This window comes from Desulfococcus sp. (assembly GCF_050178255.1).
In the GTDB taxonomy this organism is placed as follows: Bacteria; Desulfobacterota; Desulfobacteria; order Desulfobacterales; family Desulfococcaceae; genus Desulfococcus; species Desulfococcus multivorans.
Window position 1 is genome coordinate 1 of the sequence record NZ_JBFXGG010000002.1, and the last position, 20,162, is coordinate 20,162.

20 protein-coding genes and 1 pseudogene are annotated in these 20,162 nt (G+C 61.4%); 9 read left to right on the forward strand and 12 right to left on the reverse strand.

What is annotated here, in order from left to right:
* The 3 genes and pseudogenes from AB7S84_RS00780 to AB7S84_RS00790 form a co-directional block, all read left to right on the forward strand.
* A pseudogene (locus tag AB7S84_RS00780) lies at positions 1–709 on the forward strand (hypothetical protein); the annotation flags it as partial.
* Positions 710–741: 32 nt separating this feature from the next.
* On the forward strand, positions 742–1,716 hold the full coding sequence (locus AB7S84_RS00785) for a hypothetical protein (RefSeq protein WP_020877749.1): 975 nt from the start codon (positions 742–744) through the stop codon (positions 1,714–1,716).
* 192 nt (positions 1,717–1,908) lie between these two features.
* Complete coding sequence (locus tag AB7S84_RS00790) at positions 1,909–3,495, forward strand: glycine betaine uptake BCCT transporter (protein WP_428152734.1); 1,587 nt, start codon at positions 1,909–1,911, stop codon at positions 3,493–3,495.
* Positions 3,496–3,543: 48 nt separating this feature from the next.
* Here AB7S84_RS00790 and AB7S84_RS00795 read toward each other — a convergent pair whose 3' ends face one another.
* From AB7S84_RS00795 to AB7S84_RS00830, 8 genes are all read right to left on the reverse strand, one after another.
* A complete protein-coding gene (locus tag AB7S84_RS00795; RefSeq protein ID WP_428152735.1) occupies positions 3,544–4,671 on the reverse strand; it encodes an NAD(P)/FAD-dependent oxidoreductase in 1,128 nt (375 codons plus the stop codon).
* A 198-nt stretch (positions 4,672–4,869) separates the two neighbouring features.
* Positions 4,870–5,316, reverse strand: coding sequence for a response regulator (locus AB7S84_RS00800; protein ID WP_428152736.1), 447 nt, complete (start codon positions 5,314–5,316; stop codon positions 4,870–4,872).
* The gene (locus AB7S84_RS00805) at positions 5,276–6,553 is read right to left on the reverse strand and encodes a sensor histidine kinase (protein WP_428152737.1); all 1,278 of its coding nucleotides are present in this window, start codon (positions 6,551–6,553) and stop codon (positions 5,276–5,278) included. The genes AB7S84_RS00800 and AB7S84_RS00805 overlap by 41 nt, the downstream gene beginning before the upstream one ends.
* A gap of 6 nt (positions 6,554–6,559) precedes the next feature.
* A complete protein-coding gene (locus AB7S84_RS00810) occupies positions 6,560–8,134 on the reverse strand; it encodes an SLC13 family permease (protein ID WP_428152738.1) in 1,575 nt (524 codons plus the stop codon).
* Positions 8,135–8,298: 164 nt separating this feature from the next.
* The gene (locus AB7S84_RS00815; RefSeq protein WP_020877743.1) at positions 8,299–8,712 is read right to left on the reverse strand and encodes a response regulator; all 414 of its coding nucleotides are present in this window, start codon (positions 8,710–8,712) and stop codon (positions 8,299–8,301) included.
* A 21-nt stretch (positions 8,713–8,733) separates the two neighbouring features.
* A complete protein-coding gene (locus AB7S84_RS00820) occupies positions 8,734–8,901 on the reverse strand; it encodes a hypothetical protein (RefSeq protein ID WP_153302759.1) in 168 nt (55 codons plus the stop codon).
* Between the two features lie 76 nt (positions 8,902–8,977).
* The gene (locus AB7S84_RS00825) at positions 8,978–10,708 is read right to left on the reverse strand and encodes a sensor histidine kinase (protein WP_428152739.1); all 1,731 of its coding nucleotides are present in this window, start codon (positions 10,706–10,708) and stop codon (positions 8,978–8,980) included.
* Positions 10,705–11,124, reverse strand: a complete 420-nt coding sequence (locus AB7S84_RS00830) for a response regulator (protein ID WP_020877741.1) — start codon at positions 11,122–11,124, stop codon at positions 10,705–10,707. Before AB7S84_RS00830 ends, AB7S84_RS00825 begins: the two co-directional genes overlap by 4 nt.
* Before the next feature lie 354 nt (positions 11,125–11,478).
* On the opposite strand from AB7S84_RS00830, the gene AB7S84_RS00835 reads away from it, so the two are divergent.
* The 3 genes from AB7S84_RS00835 to AB7S84_RS00845 are packed head-to-tail and all read left to right on the forward strand — an operon-like array spanning position 11,479 to position 14,498.
* A complete protein-coding gene (locus AB7S84_RS00835; RefSeq protein ID WP_276327567.1) occupies positions 11,479–12,609 on the forward strand; it encodes an acyl-CoA dehydrogenase family protein in 1,131 nt (376 codons plus the stop codon).
* Positions 12,610–12,649: 40 nt separating this feature from the next.
* Positions 12,650–13,504, forward strand: a complete 855-nt coding sequence (locus tag AB7S84_RS00840; RefSeq protein WP_020877739.1) for an electron transfer flavoprotein subunit beta/FixA family protein — start codon at positions 12,650–12,652, stop codon at positions 13,502–13,504.
* On the forward strand, positions 13,497–14,498 hold the full coding sequence (locus AB7S84_RS00845) for an electron transfer flavoprotein subunit alpha/FixB family protein (RefSeq protein WP_020877738.1): 1,002 nt from the start codon (positions 13,497–13,499) through the stop codon (positions 14,496–14,498). Before AB7S84_RS00840 ends, AB7S84_RS00845 begins: the two co-directional genes overlap by 8 nt.
* A gap of 41 nt (positions 14,499–14,539) precedes the next feature.
* Here AB7S84_RS00845 and AB7S84_RS00850 read toward each other — a convergent pair whose 3' ends face one another.
* Entirely contained in the window at positions 14,540–15,052 is a 513-nt protein-coding gene (locus AB7S84_RS00850) for a nucleoside deaminase (RefSeq protein ID WP_428152740.1), read from the reverse strand.
* Between the two features lie 86 nt (positions 15,053–15,138).
* On the reverse strand, positions 15,139–15,720 hold the full coding sequence (locus tag AB7S84_RS00855) for a type I restriction enzyme HsdR N-terminal domain-containing protein (protein ID WP_234979103.1): 582 nt from the start codon (positions 15,718–15,720) through the stop codon (positions 15,139–15,141).
* A 377-nt stretch (positions 15,721–16,097) separates the two neighbouring features.
* Between AB7S84_RS00855 and AB7S84_RS00860 the strand changes: the two genes are divergently transcribed.
* Genes AB7S84_RS00860 through AB7S84_RS00870 form a run of 3 tightly spaced genes read left to right on the forward strand, consistent with a single transcriptional unit; the run spans position 16,098 to position 18,545 of the window.
* Positions 16,098–17,153 (forward strand): deoxyguanosinetriphosphate triphosphohydrolase, encoded by a 1,056-nt coding sequence (locus AB7S84_RS00860; protein ID WP_020877735.1) that lies wholly within the window; start codon positions 16,098–16,100, stop codon positions 17,151–17,153.
* Between the two features lie 19 nt (positions 17,154–17,172).
* Positions 17,173–17,766 carry a hypothetical protein gene (locus tag AB7S84_RS00865; protein ID WP_020877734.1) on the forward strand — a complete coding sequence of 198 codons (594 nt, stop codon included), beginning with the start codon at positions 17,173–17,175 and terminating at the stop codon, positions 17,764–17,766.
* Positions 17,763–18,545, forward strand: coding sequence for a YkgJ family cysteine cluster protein (locus tag AB7S84_RS00870; protein WP_020877733.1), 783 nt, complete (start codon positions 17,763–17,765; stop codon positions 18,543–18,545). The genes AB7S84_RS00865 and AB7S84_RS00870 overlap by 4 nt, the downstream gene beginning before the upstream one ends.
* Before the next feature lie 20 nt (positions 18,546–18,565).
* Here the strand turns inward: AB7S84_RS00870 and AB7S84_RS00875 are convergent, their stop codons facing one another.
* Positions 18,566–19,381, reverse strand: coding sequence for an SDR family NAD(P)-dependent oxidoreductase (locus tag AB7S84_RS00875; RefSeq protein WP_428152741.1), 816 nt, complete (start codon positions 19,379–19,381; stop codon positions 18,566–18,568).
* Complete coding sequence (locus tag AB7S84_RS00880) at positions 19,378–20,121, reverse strand: YkgJ family cysteine cluster protein (RefSeq protein ID WP_020877731.1); 744 nt, start codon at positions 20,119–20,121, stop codon at positions 19,378–19,380. The genes AB7S84_RS00875 and AB7S84_RS00880 overlap by 4 nt, the downstream gene beginning before the upstream one ends.
* Positions 20,122–20,162: the final 41 nt, after the last annotated feature.

Here is a 20,162-nt window from a genome sequence, read left to right on the forward strand (position 1 = left end):
GGATAAACAGAGCGCCCAGGCGCTCTCCGTTTTCGTCGATATTCCCGATGCAATACACATCCTGATGCGCCCCCAGGGGGGATGGATCGATCTGGAAACTCTCTGGCACGAGCTGGGGCACGGCCTGTCGGCGGTCTTTACCGACAGCGGCCTGTCGGCGGTCATCCGGAACATGAGTACGAACTACAGCCTGTCGGAGGCTTATGCCTTCCTGCTCCAGAACGCGGTTATGTCCCGCCCGTTCCTCACCGGATACCTGGGGATCTCTCCGGCAGACGCCGACATCCTCCATTATTACAAGTCTCTCCGGGATCTTGCGGCGTTCCGGCGATACGCCGCCAGGTTTCTGGCCGAATATGAGATGTTTTCCGGCGGCAACCTGGCCGACGGCGATCCGTATGCCCGGACCATGCAGCGATACACCGGGTTTTATCATCAGCCCGAGAGCCATCTTTTCGATCTGGTGCCGGAGTTCTACAGCCTCAATTATCTCCTGGGGTGGATGGGGGAAGCGTCGCTGGAAAAAACCCTGCGGGACCGGTGGGGGGCAGCGTGGGTGTTCCGGAGGGCTTCGGGAGATCGACTGAGAAAATGGTGGCACCAGGGGAATCGATATGATATTTTTCAATTTCTGGCCCGTAACCGGCTGGCGCCGGTTCACACGAAACCGCTCCTCGAGCGATGGCGCGAGGCGCTTCAGCCGAAGTGACGCGGCCGGCGTCATCGACCGGGGAAAAGCTTATGGACAAGAACATGCATGAAACAGCACTGAAAGCATTACAAGATAAGGTCCGGGTGCGTATCGACGCCGGACGCGATCCGGGCGTGGTTCTCTGGCAGGCGGCCCTGGAATCGATGCTGACGGCCGTGTCGCCGTACCTGTCCCCCGGCGAGGTGGTCCCGGCTGCCGCCATGGACAACGATGCGTCGGCCCGGTTTGCGGAGCTCCAGCGGATCCTCGACATTTCCCCCTTTGTCTGGGGCGTCTTTCTCCCGTCCGCGTTGGCCGACACCTTGACCCCGGCAGAGATCGCGACGCCCCTGGTTCGCACCGCCAAAGGCTCCATGAAACTCCTTCTGACCCGGGTCGGCGACGTCGACCGGATCATGGCGGCGGAACTCGCGCCGGACAGACCGGGGATCGATATCTTCGAGGCGGGGGCTCTCCTGGGCAGCTACGAGTACGATTCCACCGAGGCCTGCATGGCCGGCCTGTCGAAGGCGGTATGGATCCATCTCAAACGCAAGGGGCCATGGGCCGCGGAGGACTGCATCCGCTATACCGAGAGATGGTTCCTGAAGAGCGTCGCCTTCCGGGCCTCGGATCTTCCCGTAAACCCGAATCATTCCTATATCCATTCTCCGACCCTGCTCAGACTCAAGCCGGTGGACGCCCTTTTCAAACTGATGGGCAGCGCACTGGCCGAGTGCGCCGGGGACATCGAAGCGGTTCTGGGTTGGGCCAATGCCGCGGCCCGTCTCCGGGGAACGGGGATTTCCGTATCCCGGGACGACCTTCTCCGGAATGATGAAACAGCGCTCAAAACGCTGGAGATGGGAATGACGGATCAGCTGCTGGCCCTTCTCACAATAATCCGGGGGTATGACATCGTCGACTTTAACGCTTTTTCCGCCGCCGACCAACGGGCGTTCAAGGACGCGTTCGCCCGGACGGTCGAGGACGCCTGCGAGCGGGTCGTCCAAAGCCTCCGATAGACCGGGATCGCGATGTTTCAACCGGCGCTTGCCGATCTTCCCTGCAAATTCTTCCGGCCGAGGCCGACGCATCCGGAGATCCGGCTCTTCGGAGACAGGAGGCGGATTTCCTGAACGCCTTTCATCCGAAAGGTACCGCCGATTTTCGACGCCGTGCGAATGCGTGTAATTTTGCTACAGGAAGGAAGAAGAATGAACGACAACACCATCGACAAGACCGTGTCCATTGTGTCGGCGGTCTGCTGCCTGGCCTTCGTTTTTATGACCATGGCATCGCCCTCTCGGATGAAAGCGGTTTTCGACCACATCTTCAAGTTTTTTATCGCCAATTTCGGATGGGCCTACATGATTTGCGTGGCCGGGTTCGTGCTGTTCTGTTTCGTGATGGCTTTTTCCCGCTTCGGCAGGATCCGGCTGGGCAAAGATGAGGAACACCCCGAGTTCAGTCTTCCCGCCTGGTTTGCCATGCTGTTTGCCGCAGGCATGGGGATCGGTCTGGTTTTCTGGGGGGTTGCCGAGCCCGTCTATCACTTCGCCGGCCCCCCCTTTGCCGAACCTAAAAGCGTCGAAGCGGCCGCGGAGGCCCTCAGGACGGCGGTCTTCCACTGGGGGCTCCACCCCTGGGCGTGTTACGCCGTGGTGGCGATGGTTCTGGCCTACTTCCAGTTCCGCAAGGGATATCCCGGCCTCATCAGCGCGACCCTGACGCCGATTCTCGGCGAGAAGGCCGTGAGCGGCGTGACCGGGAAGGTCATTGACGCCGTGGCCGTCGTGACGACCCTGTTCGGCGTGGCCACTTCCCTGGGCCTGGGAGCCATGCAGGTCGGCACCGGCCTCGACCTGCTTTACGGGGTCGGCAGCGGCGTATCCGTCTCCATCTTCGTCATCGTCGCGGTAACGATTCTCTTCATCACATCGGCGGTGACCGGCATCAACAGAGGCATCAAGTGGCTCAGCAACATCAATATGATCCTGGCTTTCGGACTCATGCTGCTGGTGCTTTTCCTGGGGCCGACCCGTTACATCCTCAACAGCGCCGTCGAGTCCCTGGGCAATTACCTGCAGAATATCGTCTGGCTCAGTTTCTTCGTGGACGCCAACGGCGCCGTCGCAAAGCACACCGGGTATGACTGGTCCGGTGCCTGGACCCTTTTTTACTGGGCCTGGTGGCTCACATGGGCTCCCTTTGTGGGGGTCTTCATCGCCCGGATCTCGAGGGGCCGAACCATTCGTGAATTCGTTCTGGGCGCGCTCCTGGCACCGACGCTGCTCTGCGCCGTCTGGTTCAATATCCTGGGGGGATCCGCCGTTTTCATGGAACTGAACGGCAGCCCGGGCATTGCCGACGCGACCTTCAAGGATGTGACCACCGCCATTTTCACGCTTTTCGACAATTTTCCCATCGGGGCGTTTTTGTCTCTGCTCTCCATGGTCATCGTTTCCATCTTTTTCATCACCTCGGCCGATTCGGCGACCTTCGTCGTGGGGATGATGACCTCCGGCGGCAGCCTGGAGCCCAAAACCGGCTTGAAGGTCTTCTGGGGTCTCGTCTGCTCGAGCATCGCGGCCATGCTGCTCCTGGCCGGGGGGCTGAAAGCGATTCAGACCGTTGCGTTCGTGGTGTCGTTCCCGTTTATGATACTGATGCTGTTCATGGCCGCATCCCTTGTGAAGGATATCGCCGGGGTGCCGGATACGGCGGACAAGCCCCCGCGACAGTGTTCCTCCACCCGCGTTGCCGCGGTGGAGAGCGACGCTTCCGAAGCGTCCATGCCGTAGACGGCCTGAGGTTTCTCAAGGGGATGGGAAGCAGCGGCGGCCGGACCGTCAGCCGGTTTCGCCGCTGACCTGAAATTTTTTCATGAAGTTCCTGTCGATCCAATCTTTTATCCGGAAGGCCCACCTGCCGCGCCATACGATGCCGTTTTTGAATAGGATCCCCCGGCCGTCGCCCATATTGAGGATCAACAGACAGGACCGTTGGGGCTTGTAAGGCTGGAGCGCGCCCCGGTCCAGCAAGGCGGCGGTCAGGTTGTTCAGCAGGACGGGATTCTGACGGACCGCATGGACGCCGATCCTGGGAAGGGGTCGGGGGCCGAAGGCGATGCAGTCGCCGCCTCCGAAAATTTCGGGATGGTCGACGGCCCGGAGGGTGTCATCCACCAACAGGCCGCCGTCGTCGCCGACAGGGAGGCCCGAGTCCCGAAAAATGCGCGACGGTCGCGTTCCCGTTGCCAGGAGGAGAAGGTCGACAGGGCGTGTCGATCCGTCGGAGAGCGTCACCGATTGGTCGTCCAGGCCTGCGAGACGAAGACCTTCCACCACGGTGACTTCCTGTCGGCGGAGTTCCTTTTTGACGCACGTCCTGAGTCTGCGGCCTGGGAAATGGGAGAGAAGCCGGCTTCCGGCCAGCAGCACGATCTCGGCCTCTCCCCCTTCCCGACGGACCAGGCTTCTCAGATTGGCCGAGAGCTCGATGCCCGCCGGACCACCGCCGGCCACGCAGAGGCGCAGGGGGCCGCTCTTGAGACGTCTGCGAACCGCCTCCCGGGCGGCCAGAAGGTTCTCGATGGGTTTTACCGGAAAGACCGATCGGGCCTTCAGGCTGCGGGCCGCGTCGAAGTCCACCGAACTGCCGGTGTTGAAGGAGACGACGTCATAGGCGATGGGTGCCCCGTGCCGCCGGTACAGGAGCCTCGCCCCGGGGTCCACCCGCGTCACCCCGTCTTCGACAAACCGTCCCCCGCGATCCTCCGTCATTCGTCGGATGTGAAAGCGGACGTCTTGAGGGGCATAGACGTCCGACAGCAGTCCCGGTCCCATGCCTGAATAATAATGATAGGCGCTTCGGCTGATGACGGTGGCGCGGCAGCCGCCGCCGGTAAACCGGTCAAAATGGGTGAGGACCGTCAGATGCGCGTGACCGCCCCCCACCAGGACCAGATGTTTTCCCATTGACCCCTCTCCTTCCGCTCCGAAGGTCGTGCCGGCGGTCCCGGGCGCCCGGAAAAGGGCCCCGGATCCGATCGGCGTTTTTCGGCAAATATAGCGGAATCGAAGGGTTCAGGCAAGGCGAGCCTTCAGGGGGCCTTTCGAAAAAAGCCCCGGCAGACGGCGGAGAGCCGAATCCCGGCAAAAAGGCGGTTTCCGGCGTCACGCGCCGCCGGTTCTGCGGACCAGCAGCTTGGCTTCGGCGCGTCGGATACGCTCCTCCTGTTCGTCCTTCCGTTTCCGGGCGCCCTCGAGTTTTTTCGAGAGGTCCTCGAAGTCGGCCGGCTTGAGCAGATAATCGAAGGCGCCCAGCTTCATGCCCTCGACGGCGCTTTCGGTGGTGCCGTGGCCGGTGAGCATGATCACTTCGATCAAGGGAAAACGCTTCTTGATCTCGCGAAGAACGTCGATGCCGTCCATCCCCGGCATGCGGATATCGAGGATGACCACATCGATCTCTTTCGATTTCTGGGCAAGAATGTCGAGGCATTCCTGGCCGTCATAGGCAACCGTCACCTTTTCCCCGGTTTCCTCGAGCCTGAGGGAGAGCATTTCCACAAAGTCCTTTTCATCGTCCACGACGAGTATGCGGGTCGGAATCTTGATCATGGTGTTGGGTCTCCTTGGATAGTGCTTGGGTTATCTTTTGAAATATCCCCGGCCGCTGCTTTCTGGGCGCTTCCGCTGATGCCTCCCGGGGTATGATGGATCGGGGAAGGGTGACGGTGAAGGTCGTCCCCGCGTTCAAGGTGCTTTCCACCTCGATGGTGCCGCCCAGTTGCTCGACGATCCCCCGGGTGACAAACAGTCCCAGCCCCGTGCCCTTGCCGGGACTTTTGGTCGTGAAAAAAGGTTCGAATATTTTTTCGAGGTTTTCGGGGGCGATCCCCGATCCGGTGTCGCTCACCCGGATCCGGACCGATTCCCCCGGGGCATTTTCCAGACCCAGTGTGATCCTTCCGCTTTTTTCCGTGGCGTGGACGGCGTTGGTTATAAGGTTGAGGAGGACCTGGCGCAGCTGGTAGGGATCGCTCATGATCGTTCCCACATTTTCATCCAGTTCCTCGACGATGTCAACGCCCTTGTTGGCCGCTTCCCGGTGGATCAGGTGGGCGGACTCCTCGATCAGGGCCTTCAGATCCGTTTCCGCGGCTTTCTTGTCCGGCTTTCGGACGAACTCCAGGAGCTGGTGCGTAATGCGTCTGGCCCTTTCGACGGCCTTCTCGATCTTGTCGAGACCTTTTTCGAAATCCGTTTTTCGGGGCATATCAGCCAGTTCAGGCTTTTTGAGGATCGTCTCCATCCAGCCGGCCGACTCCCGGATGATGGCCAGAGGATTGTTGATCTCGTGGGCCACCCCGGTGGCCAGTGTTCCCAGGGCGGCCAGCCGTTCGGTCAGGGCCATCTGCCGTTCCATTCGTTCGTGGAGCTCGGCCTCCCTGCGCTGGGCCTGACGACGGAGAATCAGGTCGTAGGCCTGTCCCACCTTGCTCATCAGGTGATCGAACTCCACGGGTTTCGTGAGGTAGTCGAAGGCGCCGGCCTTGATGCCGGCGACGCCGTCGGTGGTGGAGGCGTGCCCCGTCAGAAGGATGACCTCGATTTCCGGGTAATCCGCCTTGACGCGTTTGAGAAACGTAAGGCCGTCCATTCCGGGCATTTTCATGTCCGTGATGACGATGTCAACCGGGTGTTCCGTCAGGGCGGCGAGGCCCGCTTCCCCGTCGGCGGCCTCGAAGAGCGTAATCCCCCGCCGTTCAAGGCGTTTTTTCAGGGTGCTCCGGAAGTAGGCCTCATCTTCCACGAGGAGCATCCGGATATTTTCCAGGGCATGTGTCGATTCCATGAAAGCCTACACCAGTCCCAGGATGTTCCACCAGGTGGCCGCCACCAGGATCAGGAGGGCCAGAAGAACCGGCGTGGCCACCAGGCCGACCCGGGTCAGGTCGGCGGCCTTGAAGTACCGGTAGCTGTAGGCGATGGCGTTGGGAGGACAGCCGATCACCAGGAGCATGGCAAAGGAAGTGGCCGTCCCAAGGCAGAGGGCCAGGACCGTCGGGTCGACGCCCTCCAGCTGGGCCATGGGGATCACGATGGGCAGAATCAGGGCTGCCGCGGCCACGTTGGCCATGGCATTGGTGACCAATGCCCCGAACACGCCGACGCCTACGAAGAGGAGAAGCCAGCCGCCCCCCTGGATCAGGGGGAAGAAGAGATGGGCGAAATAGTCGGCCGCTCCCGAGTATCCCATGGCGAGCCCCAGGGAGATCCCTCCGCCGAAGATGAAGAGCGCCGTGCCCCATTCCATGTTCTCCTGGATGTCGTCCCACTTGAGCACGCCGCCCAGGACCAGTCCGGCGATGCCCAGCATGCCGGTGACTGAATAGTCGAAGCCGTGAACGCCCTTGGTGAGCCAGAGGATAAAGGTGGCCCCGATGATGGCGAGGGTCTTCTTTTCCATGGGGGTGAGGGGGCCGAGCGCCTCATCGAACTGGGGAAGCTTGATTTTGGGATCCGGCCGATAGACCAGATAAACGATGAACACCGCCGCGGGGACCGTCACGATGGCCGCCGGCATGCAGAACTTGATCCAGTCGAAGAAGGTGATCTCGATGCCGGTGAACTCCTTGAGAAAAGCGGCCGCCACCATGTTCCGGCCGCCGCCCATGAGGGTTCCCATGCCGCCGGCGGAGCAGGCGAAGGGCAGGGAAAGCATCATGAACTTGGCCGTTCTGGAGTGGGGTTCGATGCCCGCGGCCCGCATGAGGGGGAGCATGGTGACGATCCCGACGGCGCAGGCGGCCGCGTCGTGCATCACCGACGAGCCGAGCCCCAGTCCGATGGAGATGATGAAGGTAAAGCGGGTGACGGAGTCGCCGGCCTGCTTGATGATGAAATAGCCGAGGCGTTTGGTGAGGCCCGCCTTGTCGAGGGAGATGGCGAAGATGAGGCAGCACATGATGAAAACGACCACGGGGTGCATATAGGGGGCCCAGGCCTCCTTGACGTCGGAGATGCCCATGAGAACGAGGAAAACGCCGATACAGATGGCGGTGATCTCGAGAGGGATGGGTTCGGCCACGAACATGAAGACCAGGACCACCAGCACCGCCAGGAACCGTTTGGCCTTGGGAGAGAGGCCGTCGACGTATTCCACCTGAATCTCCGGAAGGTCGAGCGCCGCAGCCTGTTGGGCGATGAAGGCCTGTCGGGCTTCCGGGGCACCCGGATTGCGGGCCTTCAGGATGTAGTCGGCGGTCCCCTCCTCGCCGGGCACCACGGAGAAGTGCTGGGCGAGGTGTTCGATGAGGAGGCGGCCGCCGTCGCCGACAACCCTGAACTGAGTCCCTTCGGGTCTGGGCAGGAAAAGCACGATTAAACCGAGAAATATTGCAAATCCGAGTTGTACGTTCTTATTCTTTAGCATGGTCACTTCCTCGCTGTTGAGTGGGCAACGACCCAATGGCCTTCCCCGATCGGGGGAACCCCGGCGGCTGCCGTCGGCCGGGCGTTTTCAGTTGAACGGGGCGTCGGGACGTTTCGGTATGGTCGACGCTTGATGATTGCCGTGGGAAATACCGCTCCCGGCCGTCAGGGACGACTTTTCCTGCGGTAGGCTTCCCGTATCTTTTCCAGAAGTTCCTCGAGTTCGCACGGTTTGGTCAGGTAATCGAAGGCGCCGTAACGCATGCCCTCCTTCGAGGCCTGCTCCGAACCGTGCCCGGTCAGCATGACCACCATCAGGCCGGGATCCATCTTCTTCAGGATCCTGAGCACCTCGATGCCGTCCATGTCCTCCATCAGAAGGTCGAGCACGACGACGTCGAAATCCCGTTTCCGGACGGCCTGGATGGCCTCGGATCCGCTGCGGGCCTTGACGACGTCGAGTCCTCGCCTGGCGAGCCGATTGGAGAGGACATTGAGATATCCCACCTCGTCGTCCACCAGGAGGAGCCGGATCGTCGGAGGGGTCTCCGACGGTTTTGTTGTCGCGTTATGGGCCATTTCTTTCTCCCTGCCGCGCGTTCAATAACGGCTGCCGGCGACCGTTCGGCATGCCCTGCGTCTCCGAAGCGCCCGGGAGGCATGTCGAACGGGGCTGAATCGGGTAATGCAGAGCGGTTCCCGGGTGGCGTGTCGTGGTGTTTTCTTTCCCGGGATGCCGCCGGCCGACAGAAACGTGCAATTCGTCATGATGTTCTCCTCCTGAGTTTTATCGTGAACCGGGTGACGGGTTTTTGCCCGTGCCCGGGCGGGGTTGTCGTTTTTGTTACGTGTCACCGGAAAGGGGCGTCCCGGGGTTTTCCGAAGGGATCCGGATCTGGAAATGGGTCCCTTCGCCGAGGACGCTGTCGACGGTGATCTCTCCGCCCAGCTTCTTGATGATGCCGTAACAGATGGACAGACCCAGTCCGGTTCCCTTTCCAACCGGTTTGCTGGTGAAGAAGGGGTCGAATATCCGCGGGATGACGGCCGCGGGGATACCGCTGCCGTTGTCGATGACGTCGATGACGATATGGTCGTCCGCCAGTTTCGTGTTGATCTCGATACGGCCCCGGTCGTTTTTCGATTCGAGGGCGTAGAGGGCGTTGTTGATCAGGTTCAGCAAAACCTGCTGTCCTTCCGTATAGGACGCCCGGATGGCCGGAAGGTTCGGGTCGAGACGGGTGACGATGTCGACATTGGTGTATTTGGCCTTCTGGGACGAGAGGTTGACCACCTCCTCCACGAGGTCGTTGATCTGTACGTCCTGCACCCATGAATCGGTTTTTCTGGCGAAACTGAGGAGTTTGTGGGTGATCTCCTTGCAGCGTTTGCCCTGCAGACGGATCTGGCCGACGGCCCGCTGAAACTCTTCGAGGTTCTTGCATTGGTGGAGATCCTCCTCCATGAGGAGATCCTCGATCCATCCCGCCTCCTCCACCATGATGGCGACGGGGTTGTTGATCTCGTGGGCGATGCCGGATGCCAGTTCGCCGATGGACGCCAGTTTGCCGGTCTCGATGACCTGCTGGTTCATGATCTCCTTTTCCTTGTCGGAGACGCTGATGCGGTGGATCATTTTCATGGAGAGCATCACGGCAACGGCAATGACGGCCAGGGTGCTGACGACGATGATGATGACGGCGATGTCCTGGGTGTGGCGGAGGTCCGCGAAGGCGTCGTCCTTGTCCTGTTGGTAGACCAGAAGCCAATCGTCATCCTTGAGAAAGGATCCCACATAGATCTTCCGGCGGCCGTCGGATCCGGCGCGCTCCACGATGTGAATGCCCTTGGGGGTGGGGTCCGCCTGTTTCATGAACTGATAGAGGTTCTTGTTGTTGATTTCGATGTTTTCGAAGAAGGGTTTGGTCTGGTATTCGCCGTACTTGTTGAGGATGATGGCGAAACCCGTCTGGCCGATCCGAAGCCGCTCCACCAGGGTGTTGAAGGAGAGAAAATCGATGGTCGCCCTGAGGATCCACGGCTTTCCGTCATGCATGTTTCGGACGGCGACGATGAAGTGGGGTTTTCCCCGAAGCCCGCTGAAGACGTCGCTGATGTAATAACGGGTCTGTATGGCCGATTTGAACCATTCCGCCTCGGAGTAATCGGCGTATTCCAGCTCGAAGGGTCCGGAGTAGGCGAGTTGGACGCCCTCGTGGTTCACCACGCCCAGATCTTCGAAGACGGTGTCGAACTCCCGCCTGAGGTGTCGCAGTTTTTCCTGGATGACCGCCTCCCGGGTCAGTTCTCCAAAGGGGGTCGATGCCGCCACATACCGGATGTCGCTCAGTTTTTCCCATAAAAAGCTGTCGATGTTCTGTGTTTTTTTCAGCACCAACTCGCCCAGGTGGTCGTAGATCTTGGCTTGATAGGAGTTTCGAAACGCGTTCAGGATGAAACCGCTGACCAGGATCACGGGGGTGATGGAGACGAAGATGATGATCAGGGCCATCCAGCGGGTTAACGATTGATAATAGCCGCTTTCGGAGCGCCGATGTCGCTTGGGAAATTTCATTTGCCGGGCTGCTTTCTTTTCCTGACGGCGTCAAGTGTCGACGGACCCGTATTTTTGCGAAAATCCGAAATGATGCGTTTCAGATGCTCGATGCTTCTGGCGCCTTTCTCGACATAGCCGAGGGCATTGACGATGTCGAGGCGGTTCTGATAATCTGAAAGAAAGGTGTGAAACACCACCGGGATGTATGGGAGACGATCCTGAAGCTTGGTGAGCAGGGCGGATTCCTGGGCGTCGGGAAGGTCGGGGTCCAGGATCAGGAGATCGATGGTGTCATCGCGGAAGATCCGCTTCAGGAGTTCCCTGCCGTTTTCCGCGATATCGATACGATGCCCCTCGGCGGCCATCTCGCGTTTGATGAATTCCCGCACGTGTGGGTTCCGGTCGGCAACCAATATGTGTAGAGACGATTTCAACGATATCCCTCTGAAGGCACAGGGTGTTCTGGAATGACGGGACGATTGGGTCCGGTCGCTGTTCCTTTGCAGGAATGTAAGGTAAAATCAGCAAAGTCCGTGCCAATGAATGCTCATAATGTCCCGTACTTAACCGGTTGAGATCCATTGCGATACCCCGATGGGGGCGGACGTGCCGAGGCCGGCGGGACGTCCGGGTGTCGAAATCCTTTACAGGGTGTAAAATTTGTTGCGGTCCGATGGGGTCCATCCGCGCCATTCCGCTTGACAGGGATAAAGATCCGATGTTACCACTTTCCGAACAGACGTCATAACCCCAAAACCAATAATGATATCATGGATTTTAATCCCTGCATGAAGCACAGGCTGGTTCGCGGGACGGTCCGGGAGTTCGCGGAGGCCGAAATCGCGCCGCTGGTGTACGACCTGGACCGGGAGGCCCGGTTTCCCTGGGAAGTCGTGGAAAAGATGCGGCCCCTCAACTTCTTCGGCCTTCAGATCCCAAGAGCCTACGGCGGCGCCGGCCTTGACGCCGTCAGTTACGCCGTCGTCATCGAGGAGCTGTCCCGGGTGAGCGCGGCCCTGGGGCTTTGCGTGACGGTTCACAACAGCGTCGGCGCCTATCCCATCGTCATGTTCGGCACTGAAGCCCAGAAGCGCCGCTTTCTTCCGGCGCTGGCCGGCGGCGAGCGCATCGGGGCTTTCTGCCTGACCGAGGCCAATGCCGGCTCCGATGCGGGCGGAGTGGAAACCCATGCCCAGCGGGAAAACGGCGGCTACGTTATCAACGGTACCAAGATATTCGTTACCAACGGCGGCGTTTGCGGGACGGCGCTGATTTTCGCCGTGACCCATCCGGAAGACCCCCGCCGCAGAGCCGACGTCTTCATCGTGGAAAAGGGTACCCCCGGGTTTTCGGTGGGTGAAATAGAGGACCTCTGCGGCATGCGGGCGAATCCGGTCTCCTCTCTCTTCTTCGAGGACTGCAGCGTGCCGGAAATGAACCGTCTGGGCCGCTCCGGGGACGGCATCAAGATCGGTCTTTCAGCTCTGGACACCGGGCGGATCGGTATCGCGGCCCAGGCCCTGGGCATCGCCCAGGCGGCCTTCGATGCATCGGTTCGGTACGCTAAAGAGCGGCAACAGTTCGGCAAGCCCATTGCCGCGTTTCAGACCATTCAGAATTATCTGGCGGATATGGCCACCGAAATCGACGCGGGGCGCCTTCTGCTTTACCGTGCCTGTGCGCAGAAGGATGCCGGCCGGCCTTTCGGGCCCGAAGCCGCCAAAGCGAAGCTTTTCTGCAGCCGCCTGGCGATGCGCACGGCGGATCGGGCGGTCCAGATTCACGGCGGTTACGGTTACAGCAAGGAATACGACGTCGAGCGCTATTTTCGGGATGCAAAGGTGACCGAAATCTATGAAGGGACCAGCGAGGTCCAGCGGATGGTCATCTCCCGATCGGTGTTGTCCCAGCCCGTCTGAGGGCGAACCCCCCTTTACCTATACCCTGTCGATTAGAGATATGTTGAAACTCATAGTCTGCATGAAACAGGTCCCCAAGGTTTCCGAGCTTCCCTGGGACGCCCGGACGGGGACCTTGAAACGGGAACTGGCAGCGGGCATGATGAATCCTGCCTGCAAACACGCCCTGGAGGCCGCCCTCCAGCTCAAGCATCAGTGGGGGGGGCGGATCACCGCCGTCACCATGGGGCCTCCCGCCGCCCGGGAAATCCTTCACGAAGCCGTCGCCATGGGCGCCGACGGCGGCGTTCTCCTGTCCGATCCCCGGATGGCCGGGGCCGATACCGACGTCACTTCCTTCACCCTCGCCAGGGCCATCGAACAAACCTGTCCGGATTTCGATCTGGTGCTGTGCGGGTGTTACACCACCGACAGCGAGACCGCCCAGGTGGGGCCCCAGCTGGCTCAGGAGCTGGACGTGCCCGGGGTGGCCTATGTGGAGCATCTGGAGATCGACGGACGGACCCTCTGCATGCGACGGGAGGCCGACGATTTTCTGGAAACCCTGGAGATGGACCTGCCCGGTCTGGTCACTATCACCACCCGGCGTTATACGCCCCGGTATGTCTCCATGAGCGGGCTCCAGGACGCCTTCGGCGAGGTGGAGATTCAGACCCTGGATTGCGACGCCCTGGGGCTCGACCCCGTGAGCGTCGGCATGAAGGCCTCGCCCACGCGGATTCACAAGGTCTATTCCGCAGTGGCCCAGAAAGAAAACGTGGTTCTGAAAGGGTCGCCCAAAAAGGTGGTCGACGCGCTCTTCGAGCGGTTCGGAGACCGGATCGGAGCGGCCCTCGGCAAGGACCTCAATCCCCATGAGCATGCAGCCGTAGACGGACGGGAAGACAATGACTGAATCCGGGAAGAATATATGGGTGTTCGGCGACTATCGGAATTATTTCCAGAATCGGGTGACGCTCCAGCTCCTGTCCAGGGCCAGGGATCTCGCCCCCGCCCTCGACGCCGAGGTCTGCGCCGTGATTCTGGGCCATGAGCTGGAAGAATACGTGGGGGAATACATCGCACACGGGGCCCAGACCGTCTACGTCATGGACGATCCGGTCCTGAAGGACTACAATGTCGAGCGCTACGCCGATCTTACGGCCCGCCTCGCCGCGGTTCACGCCCCCGGAATTCTCCTTGTCGGGGCTACCGATTTCGGCCGTGAATTCGCTCCGGTTCTTGCAAAACGGCTGAAAACCGGGCTCACTGCGGACTGCATCGACCTCGGGATCGACGAGGACGGCCTCCTGGTCCAGACGGCGCCCTCCTTTGGCGGGAACCTCATCGCCGATATCGTCACCCCGGACGCCCGGCCGCAGATGGCCACCGTCAGACCCGGAACCTTCCAGGAGATCCCCCACGACGACACGGCCCGGGGCCGGGTGGTCCGGCTGCCGCTTCCCGAAGATCTTCCCGTTCCCCGGGTCCGGCTGATTTCCGCCCAGCGGCTTCCCCAGAGGACTCAGTGCCTGGAAGAGGCGGACGTCGTCATCTGCGGCGGCAGGGGGATGGGCACCAGGGCCAAATTCAAGAAGCTTTTCGACCTGGCGCGGCTGATGGAGGGGGAGGTGGGGGCAACCCGGCCGGTGGTCCATGCCAAATGGGCCGGCCACGACGCCCTGGTGGGGCAGGCGGGTCGGCACGTTCGGCCCAAGATCCTTTTTTCCTTCGGCATCAGCGGCGCCATCCAGCATACCGCCGCCCTCTCCGGCGCCGATTTCATCATCGCCGTCAACAAGAATCCCCACGCGACCATGATGAAGATGGCGGACGTCGCGGTGGTGGCTGATGCGAGCCAGGTCTGTTCGGCGTTGATTCGGGAACTGAAGGCCCGTATCCGGGAGTGAGATCAGGCTGAAAACTGAAGGGGATGCCGCTGCACCGGTCCTCAGCCCCCGGCCGCCTGGGCGAGGGTATACCGGGCCAGGAAGCTTCCCGACCAGTAGGCGTTGGCCGGATCCCGGAAGAAAGCCTGGAACAGCGCGAGGCTCTCGCGGCGAAGAACCCCGGAGACAATAGTGATCCGCCGGTCGCGGTAGAGGGGGGGGAGGGTCGAGCGGTCGCATCCCGTGCCGCCGCCCATGGCGTCTTCGTAAGCCCAGACCACGGCCCCGATGCCCGCGATGAGAATCGCACCGAAACACATCAGACATGGTTCCATGGTGCAATAAAGGGTGAGCCGCTCCCTGGGGGCCTGGATCCCGAGGGCGTCGAGGCGGCGGAGGGCGACCATCTCGGCGTGATCGGTTTCGTTGACGCCGCCGCCTGCCGTGCCCTCGCGCGCGCCGACGGCGATGATCTCGTTTTCATGGACAATGACGCACCCAACAGGGAACTCTCCCCGATCCAGGGCCGACCGGGCCTGAGCCAGGGCCTTTTCCATGAAATAGCGATGATTCATACGGGGGGTCCTTTCAAAACAGGCTGAAGGCTGAAGACTGAAGGCTGAAGGGGTGCAAGCGTGACGAACGGGGCTTTTATGCCCCTTCAGTCTTCATCAGTCTCGTCCAACCGGCAGATGTCGGTGTCGCAGGGGCAGCTGCCGTCGATTTCGTAGCAGTAGACGATCCGGGATTCCAGGTCGGCCCGCCGGGGCGAAATCGGGGTGAAGGCGGACCCGGCGACGATTTTTCCGAGAGCTTCCCGGGCAGGGAGGGCGTCGAAGCCCCGGCCCACGATGTTTCCCGAGAAACCGTCCAGCACGTCGACGTCTTCTCCGTTGGTCACGACCGCCACGGGAATCTGGTAGTCCGCGAGGAGCCGCGACATGGCCAGGGCCGGTCGGTGGCGGGTGACGAGGGAGCCGGGGCCGTATTGGATGATCATGCCGATCCGGCCGTCGACAGACACCGCGAACGCGACGCGGATTTTCCCCCGACGCTTTCCGGCGATCGCCGTCAGGGGGACTCGCGGGGTGATCTCGGCCTTGACGTACCCCTTCTCCGACAGAAGGATACGCGCGACCTTCTGTCGATACCGTTCATCGTGACTGTCCGCCAGCACCTCCCCCGTGACCGCGTCGGTCAATTCGCCCAGTATGAGATGGTGTCCCGTCATCGTTGCCTCCATGCGTCCTCTCCAGCCGTTTTGCGACATATTGTCCGCCGCGTCCCCGGGCCAAATAGTCCTTTACAATTTAGTATGGCTGTGGATAAAATAAAACCTTTTTTTGCGGAATCGTCAATAGTCCCCATTTAAGATAACGCAAATGACAGCGCAAATGTCGACGTTCGCGATGCCCTGCGGAAAACGGCTGAAGACGGCAGCGTCGGGAGCCGGGGCTGCCGGAATCTCAAAACGCCGTCTGCCGCGGCGTCACCCATCGGGTTTTTCGCCTTCAGCCGCTCCGCCTGAGACAACGGGATGGGGCGAGAGTCCTTCTCCGGCGTCACCGGCTTCCGAGAGTCGAATAAGCGTTAATGATGACGGGTATGGAGTGATCGACGATGTCTATTCGTGAGGACTTCGAGGAACGGGAACGGCGTTTCATGTCCCCCCACGGGTGTCTGAGTTCCCGCTCGAGGGGTCGGGTTCGGCCGGAGCCCCTGCGATCCATACGGACGGCCTTTCAGCTGGATCGTGATCGGATCGTCTTCAGCAATGCCTTCCGGCGAATGAAATACAAGACCCAGGTGTTCCTGTCCCCCCTGGGGGATCAATACCGGACCCGTCTGACCCATACCCTCGAGGTGGCCCACATCGCGCGGACCATTGCCCGGGCCATGTATCTGAACGAGGATCTGGCCGAGGCCATCGCGTTGGGTCACGATCTTGGCCACACCCCCTTCGGGCACGGTGGGGAGACGGCTCTCAAGGAGATCTTTTCCCACAGCTTCGCCCACAACGAACAGAGCCTCCGGGTGGTGGACTTTCTCGAAAACCAGGGGCTCGGCCTCAACCTGACCTACGAGGTCCGGGACGGCATTCTCAAACATTCCAAAGGGTACGGCAAGATCATTCCCGACGACCCGGAGGATGCGCCCTGCACCGCCGAAGGCCAGATCGTCCGGATCGCCGACATCATGGCCTATCTCAACCACGACCTCGAGGATGCGATGAGAAGCCGAGTCATTCACGAGAGTCAGGTTCCCGAGTTCTGCGTGAGGGTCCTGGGGCGGACCCATTCCGATCGGGCCACGGCCATGATGCGGGACCTCATTTTTTCCAGCCGGGTCGAAGACGACCGTCTGATCCTCAGCAACAGCCAGGAGGTTCACGACGCCATGGCGGAGCTGCGCCGGTTCCTCTATGACAACGTCTACCGGTCCCCCAAGGTCCACAAGGAATTCGTCAAGGCGAAGAAGATCCTGTCGGAGCTCTACGCCTTTTATCTGGAAAATCCCTCACAGCTGGAGCGGGAACTCCTCAACCTCGAGATGCGGAATCTGATGAACAATGGTCAGCCCTACGAGCGCGTGGTGTGCGACTTCATTGCCAGCATGACCGACCGGTACGCCATGAACCTCTATTCCCGGTTGTTTTTCCCCAGCCCTCTCGTATGACCGCATTAAAGGATATGCCATGACCCCGACCCCGGACATTACGGCCCCCTTCATCGGGCGGCTGAAAACCCTTTATGCCGATATGGACGCCGCCTATCGAAAGGCGGCGGATCACTACGGGTTTCATTGCCGCGGCTGTGAGGACAACTGCTGCCTCACCCGTTTTTTTCACCACACTCACCTGGAACACCGGTATCTCCGGGAAGGGTTTCGCCGCCTTCCCGACGCCCTGCGGGAGGAGATCCGGGAGCGGGCGGATCTGGCGCGGCAACAGACGGCCGCCGCCGAAAAAGAAGGCGCTCCTCCCCGGATCATGTGCCCCCTGAACGGGGAAGGATGGTGCCGGCTTTACGATTACCGCCCCATGATCTGCCGCCTCCACGGCATTGCCCACGAGGTTCATCCGCCGGGCCGGCCGGCCTTCCGGTCGCCGGGATGCGCGGTCTTCTCGCGCCGGGCGGCGGGGCGCGATGATTTCCGGTTCGATCGGACGCCGTTCTACAGGGCCATGGCGCTGTTGGAAAACGAACTGAGGCAGGCCGCGGGGATCACCGTCAAACTGAAAATGACCGTCGCGGACATGATCGCGACCTTCGAGGATCGGCCGTCATGAAGCATATCGACCCGGAATCCCTTGAAGATCTTCCCGGCAGACGTCTTGGCGGGGAGGATCGTTTCTCGTTTGCCTGCCATCCGAAGGTGGGCTGTTTCAACCGTTGTTGCCGGAACCTCAACCTCTTTCTGTACCCCTACGACGTGGTTCGGCTCCGGAAAAACCTGGACATCTCCTCGGACCGGTTTCTGGAGCGCTACGTCGACGTGGTTCTCCGGCCCGGAAGCCATTTCCCCGAGGTGCTGCTTCGCATGGCGGACAACGCGGAAAAAACCTGTCCCTTCCTGACCGATGCCGGGTGCTCGGTCTATCCGGATCGTCCCGACACCTGCCGGACGTTTCCCGTGGAGCAGGGCGTGCTGTTCGACGCCGGAACCGGGCGCGCCGAGCGCATCCATCTGTTCCGGCCTCCGTCTTTCTGTCTGGGGCGCCACGAGGACCGGACGTGGACCGTCGCGTCCTGGGCCGAGGATCAGGACGCGACGCGCCACAACGAGATGACCCTGGCATGGGCCTCGGTGAGGCGCCGTTTCCAGGCGAACCCCTGGGGTGCCGAAGGGCCCCGGGGCCCCAAGGCCAGGATGGCCTTCATGGCGGCCTACAACATCGATGCGTTCCGTGATTTTGTGTTCAGGAGCAGCTTTCTGAAGCGATACAAGGTCAGGCCGGAGCGCCAGCGGAAATACCGGCGCAGCGACATCGAGCTGCTGAAGCTGAGCTTCGAATGGATCGCCTTCTACCTGTGGGGGGTGCCGCCCACCCGTTTCCGACCCCGGTAGGTCGAAACAGGGGGCGGCGATCATACCACGCCGGGCGGCATGGGGGCGACTTCCTCGCCGCCGAGCACATATCCGCCGTCGAGACGAAGAACGGCCCCGGTCATGAAGGGGGCGTCCCGGAGGATGAAGATCACGGCTTTGGCGATGTCGTCGACGACACCCGTCCGTCCCAGGAGGGTGTGGTCGAGGATCGCCCGCTTCCGGGCTTCGGTGAGCAGCCCCCATCCCCGGGTTTCCCGGGCATGTCGGGTGTCGAAGATGCCCAGCATGATCTCGTTCACCCGAACCTCGGGGGCGCCGAGCCGGGCCCAGGTCTCCGTCAGAAGAGAGATGCCCCGGTTGGCGGCGGAATACCCTTCGTTGAAGATATAGGCGGTCGGGCCCGACCTGCCGACGATTCCCGCAATCGATGAGATGTTGACGACGACGCCGTCGCCCGAGGCCTTGAGATGCGGGAGGGCCGCGGTGAAAACCCATTGCTTGGCCCGGAGGGTCGTGGCCATCTCCAGATCCCACTGGTCCCGGGTGTAGGCGCCGTGAACGATGGGCCAGCCGCCCCGCTCGATGTTGTTGACGAGGATGTCGAGCCGCCCGAAACGGTCGATCACCCGGTCCACCATCTCGGAAATCGTATCGGTGTCGAGAAGGTTTGTCCGGAGGATCAGGTGGTCGGCACCCGAGGCGGCGAAATCCCGACGCATGGCGTTCAGGCTCTCTTCCCAGTCGTAATGAGTCAGGGCCAGCCGGACTCCGGCATCGGCCAGCGCCAGACCCACGCCTTTTCCGATGCCCTTGACCGCGCCGAGCACCAGCGCCGTCTTCCCGGCCAGGCTCATGACGTTCCGCCTCCCGCCTGAAGGAAAAGGGTCCGCTTCAGCCAGTCGAGGGAAAAGCGAAGCAGGGTCTCGTCGTCGATGTCGGCGACGGCCGGCCCGTGGGGAAGCGAGGCGAGATCCTTCAACAGGTCGTTTTCGACCGCCTGCCGGCGAAAGGCGTCGAGATCGTAGGCGGCCAGGTGAAAGAGGTGCCGTTCCCGGACATCCAGCGGCTGGGGGTGGCACCGGGCCTTGAGACCGATAATTTCCATCAGGCGGTCGTTCATCTCGTTGTAGACCGGCAGCCCCTGCTCCTCGATCCACCCGCGAACGGTCCGACGCTCTCCCTCCCGGAAGCCCTTGCAGTGGGGCTCCCGGATGAGGGCATACCGCTCCGTTATTTGTCCGGTCTCCCGGGATCGGGATGCGAGGCGTGCCAGGGGATAGGCACGACACGAGGAAGGGCGGTCGGCGTAAACGGTGCATCCCTTGTCGCTGACAAAGGGGCAGGTCATGCCCGATGCGGAATCCTGGCGCAGAACGACGACCGGAAGACCGGTTTCTGGACCGATGTGTGTGACGGTGTATCGTTCGAGGAAGACATCGGACGGGAGGCCGAGGCGGTTTTTGAGCCTCAGGATGTCATAGGGGGTCAGAAACTGGTTGAGGTCCCGGCAACAGTCGTTGAAGCAGACGCCCCCCGGCCTGCAGGCGAAGGTGAAGGCGTCGTCCGGGGACAGTGGAATCCATTCATTTTCCATATCGTATCTCTCCATCGTGATTGGCGCGGGGTTATCCCTGT

Coding starts and splice junctions, on each gene's coding strand:
- AB7S84_RS00810 (WP_428152738.1), bottom strand. CDS start 8,134: ATGCTAAAGAATAAGAACGTACAACTCGGATTTGCAATATTTCTCGGT.
- AB7S84_RS00835 (WP_276327567.1), top strand. CDS start 11,479: ATGAAGCACAGGCTGGTTCGCGGGACGGTCCGGGAGTTCGCGGAGGCC.
- AB7S84_RS00790 (WP_428152734.1), top strand. CDS start 1,909: ATGAACGACAACACCATCGACAAGACCGTGTCCATTGTGTCGGCGGTC.
- AB7S84_RS00795 (WP_428152735.1), bottom strand. CDS start 4,671: ATGGGAAAACATCTGGTCCTGGTGGGGGGCGGTCACGCGCATCTGACG.
- AB7S84_RS00860 (WP_020877735.1), top strand. CDS start 16,098: ATGTCTATTCGTGAGGACTTCGAGGAACGGGAACGGCGTTTCATGTCC.
- AB7S84_RS00805 (WP_428152737.1), bottom strand. CDS start 6,553: ATGGAATCGACACATGCCCTGGAAAATATCCGGATGCTCCTCGTGGAA.
- AB7S84_RS00875 (WP_428152741.1), bottom strand. CDS start 19,381: ATGAGCCTGGCCGGGAAGACGGCGCTGGTGCTCGGCGCGGTCAAGGGC.
- AB7S84_RS00785 (WP_020877749.1), top strand. CDS start 742: ATGGACAAGAACATGCATGAAACAGCACTGAAAGCATTACAAGATAAG.
- AB7S84_RS00820 (WP_153302759.1), bottom strand. CDS start 8,901: ATGACGAATTGCACGTTTCTGTCGGCCGGCGGCATCCCGGGAAAGAAA.
- AB7S84_RS00845 (WP_020877738.1), top strand. CDS start 13,497: ATGACTGAATCCGGGAAGAATATATGGGTGTTCGGCGACTATCGGAAT.
- AB7S84_RS00865 (WP_020877734.1), top strand. CDS start 17,173: ATGACCCCGACCCCGGACATTACGGCCCCCTTCATCGGGCGGCTGAAA.
- AB7S84_RS00855 (WP_234979103.1), bottom strand. CDS start 15,720: ATGGAGGCAACGATGACGGGACACCATCTCATACTGGGCGAATTGACC.
- AB7S84_RS00800 (WP_428152736.1), bottom strand. CDS start 5,316: ATGATCAAGATTCCGACCCGCATACTCGTCGTGGACGATGAAAAGGAC.
- AB7S84_RS00870 (WP_020877733.1), top strand. CDS start 17,763: ATGAAGCATATCGACCCGGAATCCCTTGAAGATCTTCCCGGCAGACGT.
- AB7S84_RS00880 (WP_020877731.1), bottom strand. CDS start 20,121: ATGGAAAATGAATGGATTCCACTGTCCCCGGACGACGCCTTCACCTTC.
- AB7S84_RS00825 (WP_428152739.1), bottom strand. CDS start 10,708: ATGAAATTTCCCAAGCGACATCGGCGCTCCGAAAGCGGCTATTATCAA.
- AB7S84_RS00850 (WP_428152740.1), bottom strand. CDS start 15,052: ATGAATCATCGCTATTTCATGGAAAAGGCCCTGGCTCAGGCCCGGTCG.
- AB7S84_RS00840 (WP_020877739.1), top strand. CDS start 12,650: ATGTTGAAACTCATAGTCTGCATGAAACAGGTCCCCAAGGTTTCCGAG.
- AB7S84_RS00815 (WP_020877743.1), bottom strand. CDS start 8,712: ATGGCCCATAACGCGACAACAAAACCGTCGGAGACCCCTCCGACGATC.